Source organism: Comamonas sp. B-9 (assembly GCF_000410635.1).
GTDB lineage: Bacteria > Pseudomonadota > Gammaproteobacteria > Burkholderiales > Burkholderiaceae_C > Comamonas.
The window spans coordinates 24,168-38,317 of sequence record NZ_APCR01000365.1 but is presented as its reverse complement, the minus strand read 5'-3'; the positions used below and the strand labels follow the sequence as shown (position 1 = coordinate 38,317).

The following is a 14,150-nucleotide window of genomic DNA, read 5'->3' as shown; positions in this document are numbered from 1 at the left end:
CGGCGCGGCGTGCACCTGCGCGTGGTGGTGCCCCAGCGCTCCAACCACCGCCTGGCCGACTGGGCGCGCGAGCGCGCGTTGCGCGCCTTGGTGCTGGCCGGGGCCGAGGTGTTTTGCTCTCCCCACATGGTGCATGCCAAGGTGGTGATTGTGGACGACAGCATGGGGCTGTGCGGATCGGCCAACCTCGACGGGCGCAGCCTGTTCCTGAACTACGAGGCGATGACGGCCTTCTACAGCGCCCCCGACATTGCCTGGCTGCAGCAGTGGTCTGAGCAGCAGATGGCTGAAAGCTCTGCCTACGCCTACCGCGCGCCCGGCTGGTGGCGCGATGTAGGGGAGGGGCTGGTGCGCGCAGTCGCCTTTCAGCTCTGAGGCGCCCAGCACCCGCGCTACAAAAAAGCCACCCGCAGGTGGCTGGCATCAGGCCTGCGGGCGTTTGCGTGACCGCGCCAGGCCCCATCCGGCGACCAGGCCCGACAGACCGAGCAAGGCCCAGATATCGAGCAGCGGAACTGCCTTGGGCGTCACAGGTTGCGGCGGCGTAGTGGTCTTGACCGGACCAAAGGCGGCACTGCAGACCTCGGCGCCCACCAAGGTTCCGCGCTGGGCCACCGGGGTGACGCAGTAGTACAGATAGGCCTTGTCGTCGGCCGCTTGCGTGGTGTAGGTCACCGTGCCTGATGCGCCCATCGTGTTGCCCGACTGCAGCACCGTGCCCTGGGCCGCCTGGGTGAGGCTGGCATTGTCACTGCGCACCCATTGGTAGCGCGTACCTGCTGTGCTGCCGTCTTCCGGGTCGGTTTCGGTGTCGGCATAGCTGTAGCTGCCGGTCAGCGTCTGGCCGATCTCGGGCTGGCCATTGACGGCAGGGATCGCGCTGGGCGCCTCATTGGCCGTGCAGGCATTGGCCCCTGCGATGGCGGCGGCAAAGCCCATCGCGGGGTTGCCGCTTTTGACATAGACCGTGATGGTGTTGGCCCCTGCCTGCCAATCGGGCGAGGCCATCGCGATGGTGAGCCAGCGAAAGCCTCCAAAGCCGTTGTAGCCAAACTGGTTGGCGCTGCCCGCCTGGGGCAGGCCCCAGGTGCCCGCGCCGCGTGCCAGCTGCGATTGGCCGTTGATGAAGATGTCCACCACGGAGTTGTCGGCGCTGTAGGTCATCGAGGGCTGAAAGCTGCCCAGTGACACGCTGGGGTCGAGGTTGAACTGCACCTGGAACAGCGCATCGATATTGCCAAAGTTGGCGCCATCCACATAGGGCTGGCCGCCCCAGGCATTGAGGCCAATCCATTGCGCGGTGGTGCTGTTGGCAGGCGTGCTGGTCCAGCTGGCGTTGCGGCTGGTGACGATGGCCGCATCACCAAAGCTGCCCCAGTTGGCTGGCGAGCTGCCCGCGTAGGCCGCCAGGTACTGGAAGCGCCAGCGGCTGTCTATGGCCGGGGTGGTGCTGCTGGGCTGGCCGGTGTTGAGCTGCGCCAGCGAGTTGGGGCTGCAGTCGATGGTGACGGGGCTCTGGGCCTGCGCCGGCAGGGCACAGACGGACAGGGCTGTCGCCAGCAGCGAGCTGGCAAACCAGGCTTGGGGCTGTGGTGTGGACCGGAAAAGCATCGTAAATGGCATCCAAGAATTCAATTGATTTTTTATTATTTCAAATCGAATTGCCCGCGTCTGTTACCAATGCTGCCCAGGGATGCCTTTTGATAATTGTCCACAGAGTTGTGGCATTTTGCTGCTGCTCCGCTGCGGGCAGGCTGCCTGTGGCGGCTCTGTCGACGGCTTAGCGTGGGGCAGGGCGTGGCTTGCCGCTGCACCAAAGGTATGGCCTGCGCTGCAGGCAGCCATTGACAAGTAAACCTGACATTTGCTAAAGTCGGGTTTACTTTACATCTCTCTTGGTTCTGACCATGCACAATGCTCTTCCTCCCCCATACCCCAGCCCCAGCATGCGCGCCTACCTCCTCCGGACGGCGCTGTGGATGGGCCTGTACTGCGCCATCCATGCGCTGGTCATCGTGGGCGTTTTTGATGCCATCCTCGGCACGCCAGCGGCCTGGCTGCTGGCGCTGGCCGTTGCGCTGCCGATTGCCGCGCAGCTGCGGGCGTCCTTGCAGTGGATACAGGCGGCGGACGAGTACCAGCGCGCGCAGGCCATCCGCAGTGTGGTGATCGCCTGCGGCCTGGTGCTGATGCTGTGTAGCATTTGGGGTTTTGGCGAGAGCTATGCCGCAGCGCCCCATGCGCCTGCCTGGCTGGTGGTGCCGCTGTTCTGGCTGGTCTGGGGGCTCGTCACTGGCGTGATGCGGCTGCGCGGCTGATGGACAACCATCTGCGCACGCTGCGCGCCCAAGCCCAATGGACCCAGGCCGATCTGGCGCAGCGCCTGGGGGTATCGCGCCAGGCCGTCAATGCGCTGGAGACGGGCAAGCACGATCCCTCGCTCGACCTGGCCTACCGCATCAGCGTGGTGTTTGAGCTGCCAGTCGAGGCGATCTTTCAGAACCCTTACCGCAGCGCACCGGGCTGACGGTTGCGCGCAGGGCGTAGATCGCTGATCTGCGTCAAGCAGGGGCGTGCATAGCCCCATATCGTCGGCATTGGCTGACAGGGTTTTCTCTGCTTTGGTATGAAGCTAGTGGCTCTCTGAATAAGAGAGCTGAACAACATGCGCACCGCAATCTGGCTGCCATCATCGGGCCGGATACTTGTTGGTGGCGCCACCCGCTCTAGCTTCGCTTGTCTTCAACCCTTATGTGAAAGGTGCACCATGGCCAAATCTGAACGCAGCAGCAAAACGGATATCAAGGCACGCCGCAAGGCCCCGTTGCTCACCCCCAGTGATCTCGATGCCGGGGCCACCAAGGACATCAGCGCGGCCCTCAACGGCATCCTGGCCGATGTGTTTGCGCTCTACCTGAAGACCAAGAATTTCCACTGGCACATGAGCGGCCCGCACTTCCGTGACTACCACCTGCTGCTCGATGAGCAGGCCGACCAGCTCTATGCGATGACCGACGCGATTGCCGAGCGCATCCGCAAAGTGGGCGGCACGACCTTGCGCTCCATCGGCCATATCGCGCGCCTGCAGCGCATCAGCGACAACGATGCCGACTATGTCGATCCGCTCGACATGCTGGCCGAGCTGCGCGAGGACAACCAGCAGCTCGCGGCCCGCCTGCGCGAAGCCCATAACGTGACCGACGAGCACCGCGACATCGCCTCGTCCAGCCTGCTGGAAAACTGGATCGACGAAACCGAGCGCCGCACCTGGTTCCTGTTTGAATCCAGCCGCAACGCGGGTTAAGCGCCCCAGGCTGTCCCCGGTTCAGTAACCGGGGACCTTGCGTGGCTCAGCCCCGCGCTGGCTTTGCCGCTACGCGTTGGCGGCGTTGCTGCATCCAGCCCAGAGGTGCCAGCAGCAGCGACAGCAAGGCCAGACCCCATGGAGCCATGGCGGGCACCGGGGTGGGAGCTACGGCAGGCACCACCACCGCACGACCCACCACCTCACCCGAGGCGATAAAGCGCATGGCTCCCGGGCCTGAACAGGTGGCATCAGGGCAGAAGGTAGAAAAGGCCTTGTTCCGTAGTGCCACAGTGACTTCCGCTTCTCCTTCAGGCGGCTTGATCGCAATCGTGCCGCCGGCATCTGTCATCGGGCTTTGCAAGTCCAACAAAATGACTTGTTTGCCCGTCAGATCGCTGGTGTCAGCAGGCACAAAGATCATGTTCTGTGCAGGATCGGACAGGTAGGCGTCGCAGTTGGAGCCATTGCAGGTATTGCTGAAGCTGGCAGCCGGTATGCCTTCCGTGCCCGTGGCGGTCACATTGATCTGGCTAAAGGTCTGGGTGGTCGCATCAAACACATAGGAGCCAGAGGCGGTGCCGCCATCGACGAACGTCACATCCGTCAGGGTCCACTGCACCAAGGCAGCGTTCGCGGCCGAGGCAAAGCCTCCAACGGCCAGTGCCAGGGCGCTGGCGCACAGCAATGTCTTCATCGCAATCTCCATGTGTTGAATGCAAACAAATGTATCGCATTTGCAAGTATTTACTATCCCGTATTCTGGGGATTTCATGCGCGTTGAAGCTGTGTTAGGCGCCATTGTCAGACGCCACGCCTTTTTGCTGAGAGCCGCGCTGGCGAGAGGATCGGCGCAGGTAAAGATTGCTACAGTTTGAGCCTGCATCAATTTTTTTGTGGTGGATATATGGATAACCAAGAAACAGTCACCATCCATACACCTTTTGCGATCTCCCCCCGGGGGGCGGAGGTGCTGGCAACGGGATGGAGCGTCAAGAAGGAGTTCATCGGTGAGCCGGTGCACGACACCAATGGCCAGGAAATTGGCACCGTGGATGATGTGATCGTCGGCAAGGAAGACAATCTGATTTTTGCCATTGTCGGCATCGGCGGCTTTATGGGCCTGGGCACCTATGACGTGGCCATCGAGTTCTCCCGCTTCAAGCTGGGCAAATACGGCTTGCTGCTGCCAGACGCCAGCAAGGAGACCTTGCAGGGCCTGCCCCAGTTTGTGTACCCGAAGGCCACGACCTAATCTCAGTCATCTCGCGCAAAGCGCCGTGTGCTGTGCAATGCAGCGCCGGCGCTTTTCGCCTTGGCTGTATCTGCGCCGGGAGACCTGCACCCGACCAGGTCATGCCTCCAGTCGGATATGCAGGCTACCCCAGCCGCTGGCACATCTGCCCAGCATGCGTGGACATGAAAAAGCCACCTTGCGGTGGCTATCCGTGGTCGGCGTTGGTATTTAGCCGATGTGCTTGCGCTGGCGCCGGATCCCCAGCAGCGCGATCAGCGGTGTCAAGCCCAGGAGCGCCCAGGGGCCCAAGCCTGGCACCGGTGTAGGCGCCTGCTGCACCACGCGGGTGGTGACCGGCCCTACAGGGCTGGTGCACACCTCCAGCCCAGGGCTTGCACCGGTCTGCGCGGCAGGCTTGACGCAGAAGAAGACATATTGGTTCAGGTCTGCGGCTTGCAGGGTATAGGTCGGCGTCTGGCTTGCGCCCCCGGTGGTGCCGCTCGCTACCACCGTGCCGTCGCTGGAGCTGCTGATGCTGGGGTTGGCGCTGGTCACAAACTGGTAGGTGGTGCCGCTGGGGTTCTCAATGTCGTTGTTGCTGTCCGCATAGGTGTAGCTGCCGGTTACGGTGGAGCCGACCTGGGGCGTGCCGGCGATCGATGGAACGGCGGTGGGGACCACATTGGGTGGCAGCTCGGTCACTGGGCCCAGCGCGCTGGTGCAGACCTCCAGCCCTGGCGTTGCGCCGGTTTGGGCATCTGGCTTGACGCAGAAAAAGACGTTTTTGTCCTGGTCCGCTGGCTGCAAGGTGTAGGTGGGCGTCTGGCTGGCCCCCCCGGTGGTGCCGCTCGCCACCACCGTGCCGTCGCTGGAGCTGCTGATGCTGGGGTTGGTGCTGGTCACAAACTGGTAGGTGGTGCCGCTGGGGTTCTCAATGTCGTTGTTGCTGTCCGCATAGGTGTAGCTGCCGGTTACGGTGGAGCCGACCTGGGGCGTGCCGGCGATCGATGGAACGGCGGTGGGGACCACATTGGGTGGCAGCTCGGTCACTGGGCCCAGCGCGCTGGTGCAGACCTCCAGCCCTGGCGTTGCGCCGGTTTGGGCATCTGGCTTGACGCAGAAAAAGACGTTTTTGTCCTGGTCCGCTGGCTGCAAGGTGTAGGTGGGCGTCTGGCTGGCCCCCCCGGTGGTGCCGCTCGCCCCCACCGTGCCGTCACTGGAGCTGCTGATGCTGGGGTTGGGGCTGGTCACAAACTGGTAGGTGGTGCCGCTGGGATTTTCAATGTCGTTGTTGTTGTCCGCATAGCTGTAGCTGCCAGTCACGGTGGAGCCGACCTGCGGTGTGCCGGTGATGCTGGGCTCGGCAATTGGTACGGTGTTTGGCGGTGCGCGTTCGATCAGCGCTGCCATGTTCTGGTATGTCGGGTCCTGGTTGCGGAACAGGTCAATGGTATAGGTGTTGGAGCGGTATGAACTGCGCAGGCCGGGCAGGTTCGCCTTCATTGCCTCGTACAAAGTGGTGTAGGCATTGACAAACGCAGCTTGGTTGGTCCCTCCGTATTCGGTAACATCCTCGTTGCTCGGGCGCGATGACCCGGTTGCAACGTTGATGCTGTCTGCACTGCCGTTGTAGTCGTTGCCAATCTCCCAAAGCGCATATTGCAGGGCGCGCCGCTGCTCAATCGTTCCATTCTTGTAATAGCTCAGGTAATACTGGTCCAACACCCAGTTGATGGCCGCCTCACCTGCTGCTCCTGCTGCGCCTTTGATGGCGCTGGCGCCCGCCTCCGTGTCGAAGTGGGACGTGATGTCAAATGGAGGTCGGGTACCGTGGTCGATGCAAAACATCAGTACCGGCAGGTCGCTGTAGAAGGCACCGCCCACGTCATAGGTCAGGTTGGTGGAGCGGAAGGAATAGACGCCATCACCGGCGTAGTTGGTGGTGCCGGTTATCAAGGCAGCGCTGGACAAACTGGGCACCGCCATCGCAAGCACAGCGGCAAGGGTCAGCATTTGTTTTCGCATGATTGAATTCCATTCTCTAGATGAGGCGAGGATTTGCCTTGGTTGAGAAAATGCCTGCCATCGATTCAAAACAGCCATGGCTATCAGGGCGTCATATGTACACCAAGATAATCCTGTGGAGATAATTTGATGACCCCTGTCCATAATCAAATGACTAAATATAAAAAAATATTTGAATCTGATGGGTGTGGAGCGATCAGCGGATTGATTCCTAAGGTCTTGGCTGTGCAACATAAAATTACAGTTAGAACTGTACAACGCGAGGCCACGCATACGTCTTTGGTTTTATTAAAATAGCTTTGTTATTTGTATTTTTTTAAACAGTAATGGTGAAAATGGCGATAGAGATTTATATTGTTCACAATCGCGCGCATCTTTTATGGGGTGGCAAGATAAACCAAAACAATTGATAATGCTTGGTTAATAATTGCGTGATGCCTTTGGAATGAATGAGGCACGGCTCGGTTTGCCCATCGGTGAGTTCCGAGCTTGCTCTCAGCATTGACGCCCCCCGGAGATGGGTGCGGGGTGCTCTGGTGGCCATCACAGAGAGGACCCTGGGCGTGACAGCAGGGGTAGCTTTTCCACCCAAGGGCATAGTTGGCCGCTGGCAAGCGCAAAGTGTGTCAGCCGCTGATCGGCTCTGGGCGATGCGCGGCCTCCTGGCTTGGCTGAGCCAACACGGGTACCCGCCTAGCAAAGGCGCAGCTGGCCTCTATCCGCGCGTTGGCGCGAGTCGCGTTAAAGCGCGGGTGCCGGCCGCTTTGGCCTCGTAGGTGGGACTGCGCTACCCACTGGCCAGGACCTGCGTGCGATCTGGATGATCAGGATGAAGCGGCTGGCTTTTGCACGGCCTGCTCCGCTGGTGGAGGCTGCGTGCTCTGCACCTGGCTGAGCATGTAGTTGGCCAGGGTCTCGTACAGCGGCCTGGCGATCATGCGCGAGACCAGGCTGGCCAGCATCGCAGCGGCCATCAGGCTCAGCACCATTGAGTGCCCATCGACCATCTCCATGACGATGATGAAGGCCGTGAGCGGCGCTTGCGTGACGGCGGCCAGGAACGCGGCCATGCCCATTGCAATCAAGGCGGGGGCGATGTCGCTGCCCATCATCAGCGAGACGTTGTGGCCTACACCTGCGCCGATCGACAGCGAGGGCGCGAAGATACCGCCAGGCACGCCCACCCAGGCAGACAGCCAGGTGGCGATGAATTTGAGCGTCACATACAGCGCAGGCAACTCGGCCTCTCCCGCCAGCATATGCTTGACTTCTTCCGAACCGGCGCCAAAGGTGGCGCCGCTGGTGGCCAGGCCGATGACGGAAATCAGCAAGCCGCCAGCAGCTGCAAAGCGGATGGGATACTGCGCGCGCAAGCGGTTGAGGCGCTCTGGCGCGCCGGTCAGGGACGCGGCCATCAGCTTGGCAAACAGGCCCCCCAAGACGCCGCAGCTCAAGGCGACACAGATGCCGGGCAGCAGTGCGTGCCAGTTGAGGCTGGGCACCTGGATGCGCCCGAAGTAGTTCAGGTTGCCAAATGCGGAGACGCCCATCAGACCGGCCAGCACAATGGCGGCAATGATCAGGCCGCTGGCGCGCGACTCCAGCTTGCGGGACAGCTCCTCGATGGCGAAAACGATCCCCGCCAGCGGTGCATTGAAGGCGGCTGCAATGCCCGCTGCACCGCCTGCCACCAGCAGCGCATGGCTGGTGATGCCCGAGCGCGGACCAAACCAGCGCTTGGCATGGTGCATGACGCCGGCGGCCACCTGCACGGACGGCCCCTCGCGGCCAATCGACAGGCCCGCCAGAAACCCGAAACCTGCCAGCGCAATCTTGCAGGCGGACAGCCACAGCGAGACAAAGCGGCTGCGCTGCTGGTCATTGAGCGCCGTCTCTTGCGCGGCCATGACCTGCGGAATGCCCGAGCCCGCAGCGCCCGGTGCCCAGCGGCGTGTGGCCCAGACAATGGCTGCCGTCAGGCATGGCGTCCACAGCAGTACCGCCCAGCCACCTTGCCAGTGGTAGATGTGCATGAACCAGTCAAAGGCCTTCTCGGCCACCATCGTGAAACCCACCACGCACAAGCCCGCTGCCGCGGCATAGGCCAGCACAATGCAACGCTCCACCCAGCGCCATCCATCCCCGAATTCTTGCCTCAGGTTCTGTACAAAATCGGGTTCTTGCTGCATTGCGCCCTCATGGAGTGAGGGTGCCAGTCTAGTCAATTCGATGGGGGGCGGGCTTGCAGCGCCCAAGCCCGTGACCATAACGCTCAGGCTTTGGGGCCGTCGCAGGTGCCTGTGTCTGTCGCGTTTGGGGCTTTGTCATTCAGCCCTGCTGCGGCGCGAGGAGACTTTGAACAGTTTCTTAGGCCTGCGAAGCCTGCATGGGATAGAAGTGCTGGCAATCGCGCCATTCCTGCACAGGCTGGTCGTCCAGATAGGTGGTGGGTTTGGGCAGAAAGCCGGCAAAGCACTGGGCAATTCCCAGCGCATCGGCGGTATTGCGGCAATAGTCTGCGCCGCCAGAACTCCAGAGATACAAGACGGCACCGTCTTGATGAAGGCGCCGCACCTGGTTGATCACCGAAGGCATAGGAATCCTCTTGGTGCCGACCGTGCGCACCAAGGTGTCGTCGACATCGACAAATACCACATTCTTCTGCATAGGTCAGGTGCTCAAGCGTTGATGAAGCCTGCTTCCTAGACCAAGGCATGGTCGCTGGATAAGCCCGTTTACCGCTGCTTGCATTCGCACCCTATCAGCCAGAGCCCGTGCGTTCTACTCCCCATTTCCGCTGGGTGACGAAGCCCTGCTAAAGCCACTGGGCACCCTGCCCAAGCGCTTGCGAAACATGGTCGAAAAAGCGCTGGGGCTGTCATAGCCCAGATCAAGCGCGACCTGGGTGACCGACTGCCCGCCCGCCAGCCGGGGCAGGGCCGCGAGCAGGCAGGCTTGCTGCCGCCAGGCGCCAAAGCTCATGCCGGTCTGCTGGCGAAAATGCCGGTTAAAGCTGCGCAGGCTTTTGTGCAGCTGCGCAGCCCATGCCTCAGGCGCGGCCTGGATATGTGGCGCCTTCAAGAAGGCCTGGCAGCGCGCAGCCAGCGCCCGGTCCTGCGGGATGGGGGCGAACAAGGGCATGGTGGGCGCCTGGCGCACTTCGTGCATCAGCAACTGGGCCAAGGCGCCGTCGCGTCCTTGCTCGTCATACAGCGCCTCCATCGTGATCGAGGCCAGCAGCAGCTGGTGCAGCAGCGCGCTGACCACCAGCGCTTCGCAATGCCGGCCCTGGCGGGGTGCAGCAGCGGGCTCGATATACAGGCTGCGTGTGCTCACGCCCTGCATGCGCACCCGGTGGGGCTTGCCAGCGGGAATCCAGACACCGCTAAAGGGTGGGATCACCCACGCGCCATCGTCCGTTTCCACTTCCATCAGGCCGCTCATGCCGTACAGCACCTGCGCGCGCCGGTGGCTGTGGGTGTCCAGCAGGGTGCCAGGTGCATAGTCGGTGCTGATGGCCAACAGCGGCCGGGCCACGGCATCTACCGATGCGAGAGGGATGTTGTGCATCGGCCGATTTTGGCCCAAATGCAAGGATGCTTGGCTTTTTATCGAAAGTCAGCCGCAGTCCGGCGCTCTATCGTGGCGTTTTTCAACCGTTGATGGTCCTTGTCCATGTATTTGCTGCTGCTGTGTTTTGGGGTTCTGGCCGGTGTGACCACCGTGCTGTTTGGTTTTGGTGGCGGCTTTGTCGTCGTTCCGGTGCTCTACGCGGTGCTGGTGGGGGTGTATGGCGCAGACAGTGCGCTGGGGCTTGCCGCCATGCATATCGCGGTGGCCACTTCCACCTGTGTCATGGTTTTTGGCGCGGGGCTGGCCAGCTGGCGGCACCACCAGGCCGGCACGGTACCCTGGGGCCAGGTGCGGCCGCTGCTGGGCTATGTGGCACTCGGGGCCATCCCTGGGGCGATGGCTGCGCTGATGCTGAGCGGCCACTGGATCCGCTGGGCGTTCGTCGGCTATCTCGCGTTGACGATTCTCGACAGCCTGCTGCGGCCCGGTTTTACCCAGGAGCGCAGCAGCAGTATGCGCCCTCTGGCCAGGCCTGCGGCCGCTGCGCTGGGTCTCTTTATCGGCGCAATTGCCGCTTTTCTGGGGGTCGGCGGCAGTGTCATGACCGTCCCACTGATGCGCCGGCGCGGCGCCAGCATGACGGCCGCTACTGCGGCAGCCAATCCGCTGTCATTGCCGATGGCCATTGTGGGCACCGCCACCTACGCGCTGCTGGCGTCCAACACCGCGCCGTTGGGCGCATGGCATCTGGGCTACATCGATGTGCGCGCCTGCCTGGTGCTGGTGGCGGGCTCCTGGTTGGGCATCCGGGTCGCGTCGCGCTGGATTGGCAAGATCCCGGACCGTCTCCATGCCAAGGTCTATGTCGCCTTGCTGTGTGCGGTGCTCTTGGCCATGGTGGTGCATTGACGGCCGCTGGATGAATGGGCGCCGGCCGAGGGGTTGCGCAGCGATGGGGCTGCGCAAACCAGCGGTAGAACCCCAAAGCGGTCTATTCCTTGGGATCTTCTGCCAGACCCTTGTTCCACCGGATCAGCGCGGATGGCCCGCGCCTGCGTTCAGACCACAGCTAAGCGTGTTGCAAAGGGTTCCTAGACCTTGCGGCCCCTCGAGAATCCCAGGAAGCCGGCTAGCGCCATGATGGGCGAGAGCGCCAGCAGGCCCCAGGCTGTCATCGTGGGCACAGGGGTCGGCACGGGAGTGGGCTCCACGGGCGTTGTCGGTGGGTCGGGCTCCACGACAAAAGTCATGCGGACCATGCCGGCCTGCCCCGCTTGCCCACCGTCGCCGCCAGCGCCGGCCCCGACGTTGAGTCCTCCGGCGGCGCCGCCGCTTGCCCCCGATCCATTGGCGCCTGCGATGCTTTCTCCTTCGCAAGCTGCCACGGCCAATGGGCCTGTCAGGATCAGGCCGTCGGCTCCCGGCATGCCGGGCACTCCAGGTACGCCATTGGTACCTATGTTTCCGTACCCGTAGCCGGGAGAGCCAGAACCACCATTTCCACCATGGCCTTCGTAGCCCGCCTGTCCGCCAGCGCCGCCGATCCCAGCTATCGCACCGTCACCGCCGTTGCCGCCATCCCCGCCATTGCCGCCGTCTGTCCCATTGGCTCCGGGTATGCCGGGCCCTTCCCAGCTGCCATCCCAATCAGGTGCGCTACTTCCGTCGATTCCATTGGCGCCATTGCCGCCTGCGCCACCCGAGCCTCCGATGGAGCCAGCGCCTCCGCCTCCGCCCAGACCGCCAGGGCGTCCCAGGAAATTGGCACCTCCAGCGCCCCCCGTGCCGCCGCTGTGCGTTGTTGCACCTTGACCTGGTAAGCCGCGTGCGCCATCGAAATAGTTGAGATCCACGGTGCTGCCGCCCCCGCCGCCGCCGCCATTGGCAGTCACACCGACCACGCCGGGCCCCGAGACGGCAGAGAACCCGCCTCCTGTGCTGTGCGTTCCGGTGGCCGTCCAATCTGCGCTGTTGACCAAGCCAGCCGCGCCGCCGGCAGCGACGATGACCAGGAGCTCGTTGCCTGCAGTCACGGCAAGACGGGCTTTGCAATAGGCCCCGCCGCCGCCACCGCTGCCGCCCCCTGCGATGCCGTTCCAGCCCTGGTCGTTCGAGCCCCCGCCACCGCCGCCACCCCAGGCCTCAAAGCTGATGTGGGTTACCCCTGCAGGCACGGTGCAGGTCCCCGCTGCATTGACGCCATTGACGCAATCTGCGGCTATGGCGTGGCCTGCAACCCCGAAGCAGGCCACGGTTGCTAACTTTGCGAGTATTGGATTTTTCATTTTTTTCCAGTGAAAGCATGAGAGAGGGCTGGCCCATTGAGCGAGGGTGATGCAGAGAATCCCTCAGGGGTGTTGCTGCGTGATCGAAGGTCTTGTCGCTTTCCGCTGCACGAGCTCCAAAAAAAGAGCCTCGCTGGGGCCAATAAGGCACTTACGAAGCTCTTTTGTCGCAGCTGGGATCAGCGTGTACGCCCATATGCGGAGGTCATACCTTGCGACGGCGAGACAAGCCCATAAAGCCCGCCAAACCCATTAATGGAGAGAGCATGAGCAGGCCCAGCGCAGTCATCGTGGGCACGGGGGTAGGTGCAGCAACGGGGGGAGCAGTGGCAGGGGTATCGGTGTCCGTTGCCGTGTCGTTGGAGGGGTCCGGGTCGGGATTGGTATTGACTGCGCTGGCGCTGGAGCCATCGGCTTCGACCGTGGCGGTGTTCACCAGATTGCCCGTGAAACCGGCTGGGATGGCCATGGTCAGCGTATAGGTCGCAGTCGCATTCACCGCAAGATTGATGGTGTCATCAATGCTGCCTGTGCCACTGGCAGCACAGCTTCCGCCGGCCGAAGCGCTGCAGGACCAAGAGGCGGTGCTGATGCCGCTGGGCAATACATCCGTCACCTTGGCGCCTACGGCGGTGAACGGACCGTTGTTGCGCACGGTAATGGTGTAGACGACATTGGTGCCCGGCACATAGGTGGTTTGGCCGTTGGTTTTGGTGATGCTCAAATCCGCAGGGAACTGGATGGGCGCATTCGGGCAGTTGGCGCCATCGTTGGTGCCCGATCCGGGCGAGCCGGCAATGAGCGTTTTGACACCGGTGAGCAGGTTGATCTGGTAAAAACCGCTGCCATTGTTGGCCGAGCCAAACATACCGTTGGTGGCACCGAACTGCGCGCCCAGCACACCACCGGTGCCGTCTGGCGTACCCATGGCCGAGACGGCTCCAGTACCCACATCGATGGCATAGAGCTGGCCTGTGTCGGACACCGAATACAAGCCCCCGGAAGCGCCACCGACCCAGGCGATGTCCGAGGCCGTGAATGCTGTATCCAAGGTGATGGTGGTAGCGGTCAGTGCGCTCGTATCAATGGCATAAATCACCGAGGTGTTGCCAAAGGGTTTGACATAGTAGGTGCCATCGCTGCCCACTGTGCCCGAGTTGTAAGCGGGACTCGCTGGCAGCCCCGTCACAGCGCCCACAACGGTGACAGCTCCGGTGCTCTGGTTGACGCTGAGCAGATTATCGCCATTGGCATCGGTCCGCATCGCATAGATCTGGCCATCGGTGGGGGAATAACCCAAGGCGTTGTAGGAAACCGCAGAAGCCCCCCCAATGCCGGTAAACACCATTGGATTGGTATCCGTAGACACGCTGTTTAACGAGGTCGGTGCGTTTTGCGACAGAAAAAGCCGGCCATCGCAGGCGACTTGTGCCATCGATATGGCTGGCAATACCAAAGCGGCCGAGATAAGCAGATGCTTGAATGTCTTTTTATGGGCGGGAGGATTCGTCAGCGGCGACGAAAATGCTGGAAAGGCTGGGCCAGGCGGCATTTTCTTAGAATCGGTCATATTCACCCTTTACTGAATTGAAGCGGATGCAGTAATAAAACAAAAATGCAAGTTCTCTTGGCTGTGAATGAGGGACGGATCGCGATAGCGGAACCCTATGTCCTTCTATTCACTCGGTCACGCTGTTTACAATGCCATACACCTAAAACATGGTCA

The 14,150-nt window shown here is 62.1% G+C and carries 14 protein-coding genes; 6 read left to right on the top strand and 8 right to left on the bottom strand.

What is annotated here, in order from left to right:
- Window positions 1–375: phospholipase D-like domain-containing protein (locus H928_RS0104050; RefSeq protein WP_021025368.1), on the top strand; the 375-nt coding region annotated here is incomplete at its 5' end.
- A 48-nt stretch (window positions 376–423) separates the two neighbouring features.
- Here the strand turns inward: H928_RS0104050 and H928_RS0104045 are convergent.
- Complete coding sequence (locus H928_RS0104045; RefSeq protein WP_021025367.1) at window positions 424–1,611, bottom strand: IPTL-CTERM sorting domain-containing protein; 1,188 nt, start codon at window positions 1,609–1,611, stop codon at window positions 424–426.
- Window positions 1,612–1,907: 296 nt separating this feature from the next.
- Between H928_RS0104045 and H928_RS0104040 the strand changes: the two genes are divergently transcribed.
- The 3 genes from H928_RS0104040 to H928_RS0104030 all read left to right on the top strand — a co-directional run bounded on the left by H928_RS0104040 (window position 1,908) and on the right by H928_RS0104030 (window position 3,304).
- The gene (locus tag H928_RS0104040) at window positions 1,908–2,318 is read left to right on the top strand and encodes a hypothetical protein (protein WP_027010531.1); all 411 of its coding nucleotides are present in this window, start codon (window positions 1,908–1,910) and stop codon (window positions 2,316–2,318) included.
- Window positions 2,318–2,527 carry a helix-turn-helix transcriptional regulator gene (locus tag H928_RS0104035; RefSeq protein WP_021025365.1) on the top strand — a complete coding sequence of 70 codons (210 nt, stop codon included), beginning with the start codon at window positions 2,318–2,320 and terminating at the stop codon, window positions 2,525–2,527. Before H928_RS0104040 ends, H928_RS0104035 begins: the two co-directional genes overlap by 1 nt.
- Before the next feature lie 240 nt (window positions 2,528–2,767).
- Window positions 2,768–3,304: a Dps family protein gene (locus tag H928_RS0104030; protein ID WP_021025364.1), complete on the top strand. Its 537-nt coding sequence runs from the start codon at window positions 2,768–2,770 to the stop codon at window positions 3,302–3,304.
- A gap of 46 nt (window positions 3,305–3,350) precedes the next feature.
- Here the strand turns inward: H928_RS0104030 and H928_RS0104025 are convergent, their stop codons facing one another.
- Window positions 3,351–4,001 (bottom strand): IPTL-CTERM sorting domain-containing protein, encoded by a 651-nt coding sequence (locus tag H928_RS0104025; protein WP_158400462.1) that lies wholly within the window; start codon window positions 3,999–4,001, stop codon window positions 3,351–3,353.
- Between the two features lie 210 nt (window positions 4,002–4,211).
- Between H928_RS0104025 and H928_RS26040 the strand changes: the two genes are divergently transcribed.
- Entirely contained in the window at window positions 4,212–4,559 is a 348-nt protein-coding gene (locus H928_RS26040; protein ID WP_021025362.1) for a PRC-barrel domain-containing protein, read from the top strand.
- Window positions 4,560–4,769: 210 nt separating this feature from the next.
- Here H928_RS26040 and H928_RS0104015 read toward each other — a convergent pair whose 3' ends face one another.
- The 4 genes from H928_RS0104015 to H928_RS0104000 all read right to left on the bottom strand — a co-directional run bounded on the left by H928_RS0104015 (window position 4,770) and on the right by H928_RS0104000 (window position 10,136).
- Entirely contained in the window at window positions 4,770–6,566 is a 1,797-nt protein-coding gene (locus H928_RS0104015; RefSeq protein ID WP_158400460.1) for an IPTL-CTERM sorting domain-containing protein, read from the bottom strand.
- An 824-nt stretch (window positions 6,567–7,390) separates the two neighbouring features.
- Complete coding sequence (locus tag H928_RS26035; RefSeq protein ID WP_021025360.1) at window positions 7,391–8,755, bottom strand: chloride channel protein; 1,365 nt, start codon at window positions 8,753–8,755, stop codon at window positions 7,391–7,393.
- 178 nt (window positions 8,756–8,933) lie between these two features.
- Window positions 8,934–9,233, bottom strand: coding sequence for a DUF705 domain-containing protein (locus H928_RS0104005; RefSeq protein WP_021025359.1), 300 nt, complete (start codon window positions 9,231–9,233; stop codon window positions 8,934–8,936).
- 114 nt (window positions 9,234–9,347) lie between these two features.
- Window positions 9,348–10,136 (bottom strand): helix-turn-helix transcriptional regulator, encoded by a 789-nt coding sequence (locus H928_RS0104000; protein ID WP_021025358.1) that lies wholly within the window; start codon window positions 10,134–10,136, stop codon window positions 9,348–9,350.
- 105 nt (window positions 10,137–10,241) lie between these two features.
- Here H928_RS0104000 and H928_RS0103995 point away from each other — a divergent pair, with 105 nt between their 5' ends.
- Window positions 10,242–11,048 (top strand): sulfite exporter TauE/SafE family protein, encoded by an 807-nt coding sequence (locus H928_RS0103995; protein ID WP_021025357.1) that lies wholly within the window; start codon window positions 10,242–10,244, stop codon window positions 11,046–11,048.
- Window positions 11,049–11,230: 182 nt separating this feature from the next.
- Here H928_RS0103995 and H928_RS31315 read toward each other — a convergent pair whose 3' ends face one another.
- Together H928_RS31315 and H928_RS0103980 are read right to left on the bottom strand one after the other, a co-directional pair.
- On the bottom strand, window positions 11,231–12,313 hold the full coding sequence (locus H928_RS31315; RefSeq protein ID WP_148293030.1) for a hypothetical protein: 1,083 nt from the start codon (window positions 12,311–12,313) through the stop codon (window positions 11,231–11,233).
- A 316-nt stretch (window positions 12,314–12,629) separates the two neighbouring features.
- The gene (locus H928_RS0103980; protein WP_373604903.1) at window positions 12,630–13,859 is read right to left on the bottom strand and encodes a hypothetical protein; all 1,230 of its coding nucleotides are present in this window, start codon (window positions 13,857–13,859) and stop codon (window positions 12,630–12,632) included.
- Window positions 13,860–14,150 lie beyond the last annotated feature (291 nt).

Coding starts and splice junctions, on each gene's coding strand:
- H928_RS26040 (WP_021025362.1), top strand. CDS start 4,212: ATGGATAACCAAGAAACAGTCACCATCCATACACCTTTTGCGATCTCC.
- H928_RS0104025 (WP_158400462.1), bottom strand. CDS start 4,001: ATGAAGACATTGCTGTGCGCCAGCGCCCTGGCACTGGCCGTTGGAGGC.
- H928_RS0104040 (WP_027010531.1), top strand. CDS start 1,908: ATGCACAATGCTCTTCCTCCCCCATACCCCAGCCCCAGCATGCGCGCC.
- H928_RS0104015 (WP_158400460.1), bottom strand. CDS start 6,566: ATGCGAAAACAAATGCTGACCCTTGCCGCTGTGCTTGCGATGGCGGTG.
- H928_RS0103980 (WP_373604903.1), bottom strand. CDS start 13,859: ATGGCACAAGTCGCCTGCGATGGCCGGCTTTTTCTGTCGCAAAACGCA.
- H928_RS0104035 (WP_021025365.1), top strand. CDS start 2,318: ATGGACAACCATCTGCGCACGCTGCGCGCCCAAGCCCAATGGACCCAG.
- H928_RS0104045 (WP_021025367.1), bottom strand. CDS start 1,611: ATGCTTTTCCGGTCCACACCACAGCCCCAAGCCTGGTTTGCCAGCTCG.
- H928_RS0104000 (WP_021025358.1), bottom strand. CDS start 10,136: ATGCACAACATCCCTCTCGCATCGGTAGATGCCGTGGCCCGGCCGCTG.
- H928_RS0103995 (WP_021025357.1), top strand. CDS start 10,242: ATGTATTTGCTGCTGCTGTGTTTTGGGGTTCTGGCCGGTGTGACCACC.
- H928_RS0104030 (WP_021025364.1), top strand. CDS start 2,768: ATGGCCAAATCTGAACGCAGCAGCAAAACGGATATCAAGGCACGCCGC.
- H928_RS0104005 (WP_021025359.1), bottom strand. CDS start 9,233: ATGCAGAAGAATGTGGTATTTGTCGATGTCGACGACACCTTGGTGCGC.
- H928_RS26035 (WP_021025360.1), bottom strand. CDS start 8,755: ATGCAGCAAGAACCCGATTTTGTACAGAACCTGAGGCAAGAATTCGGG.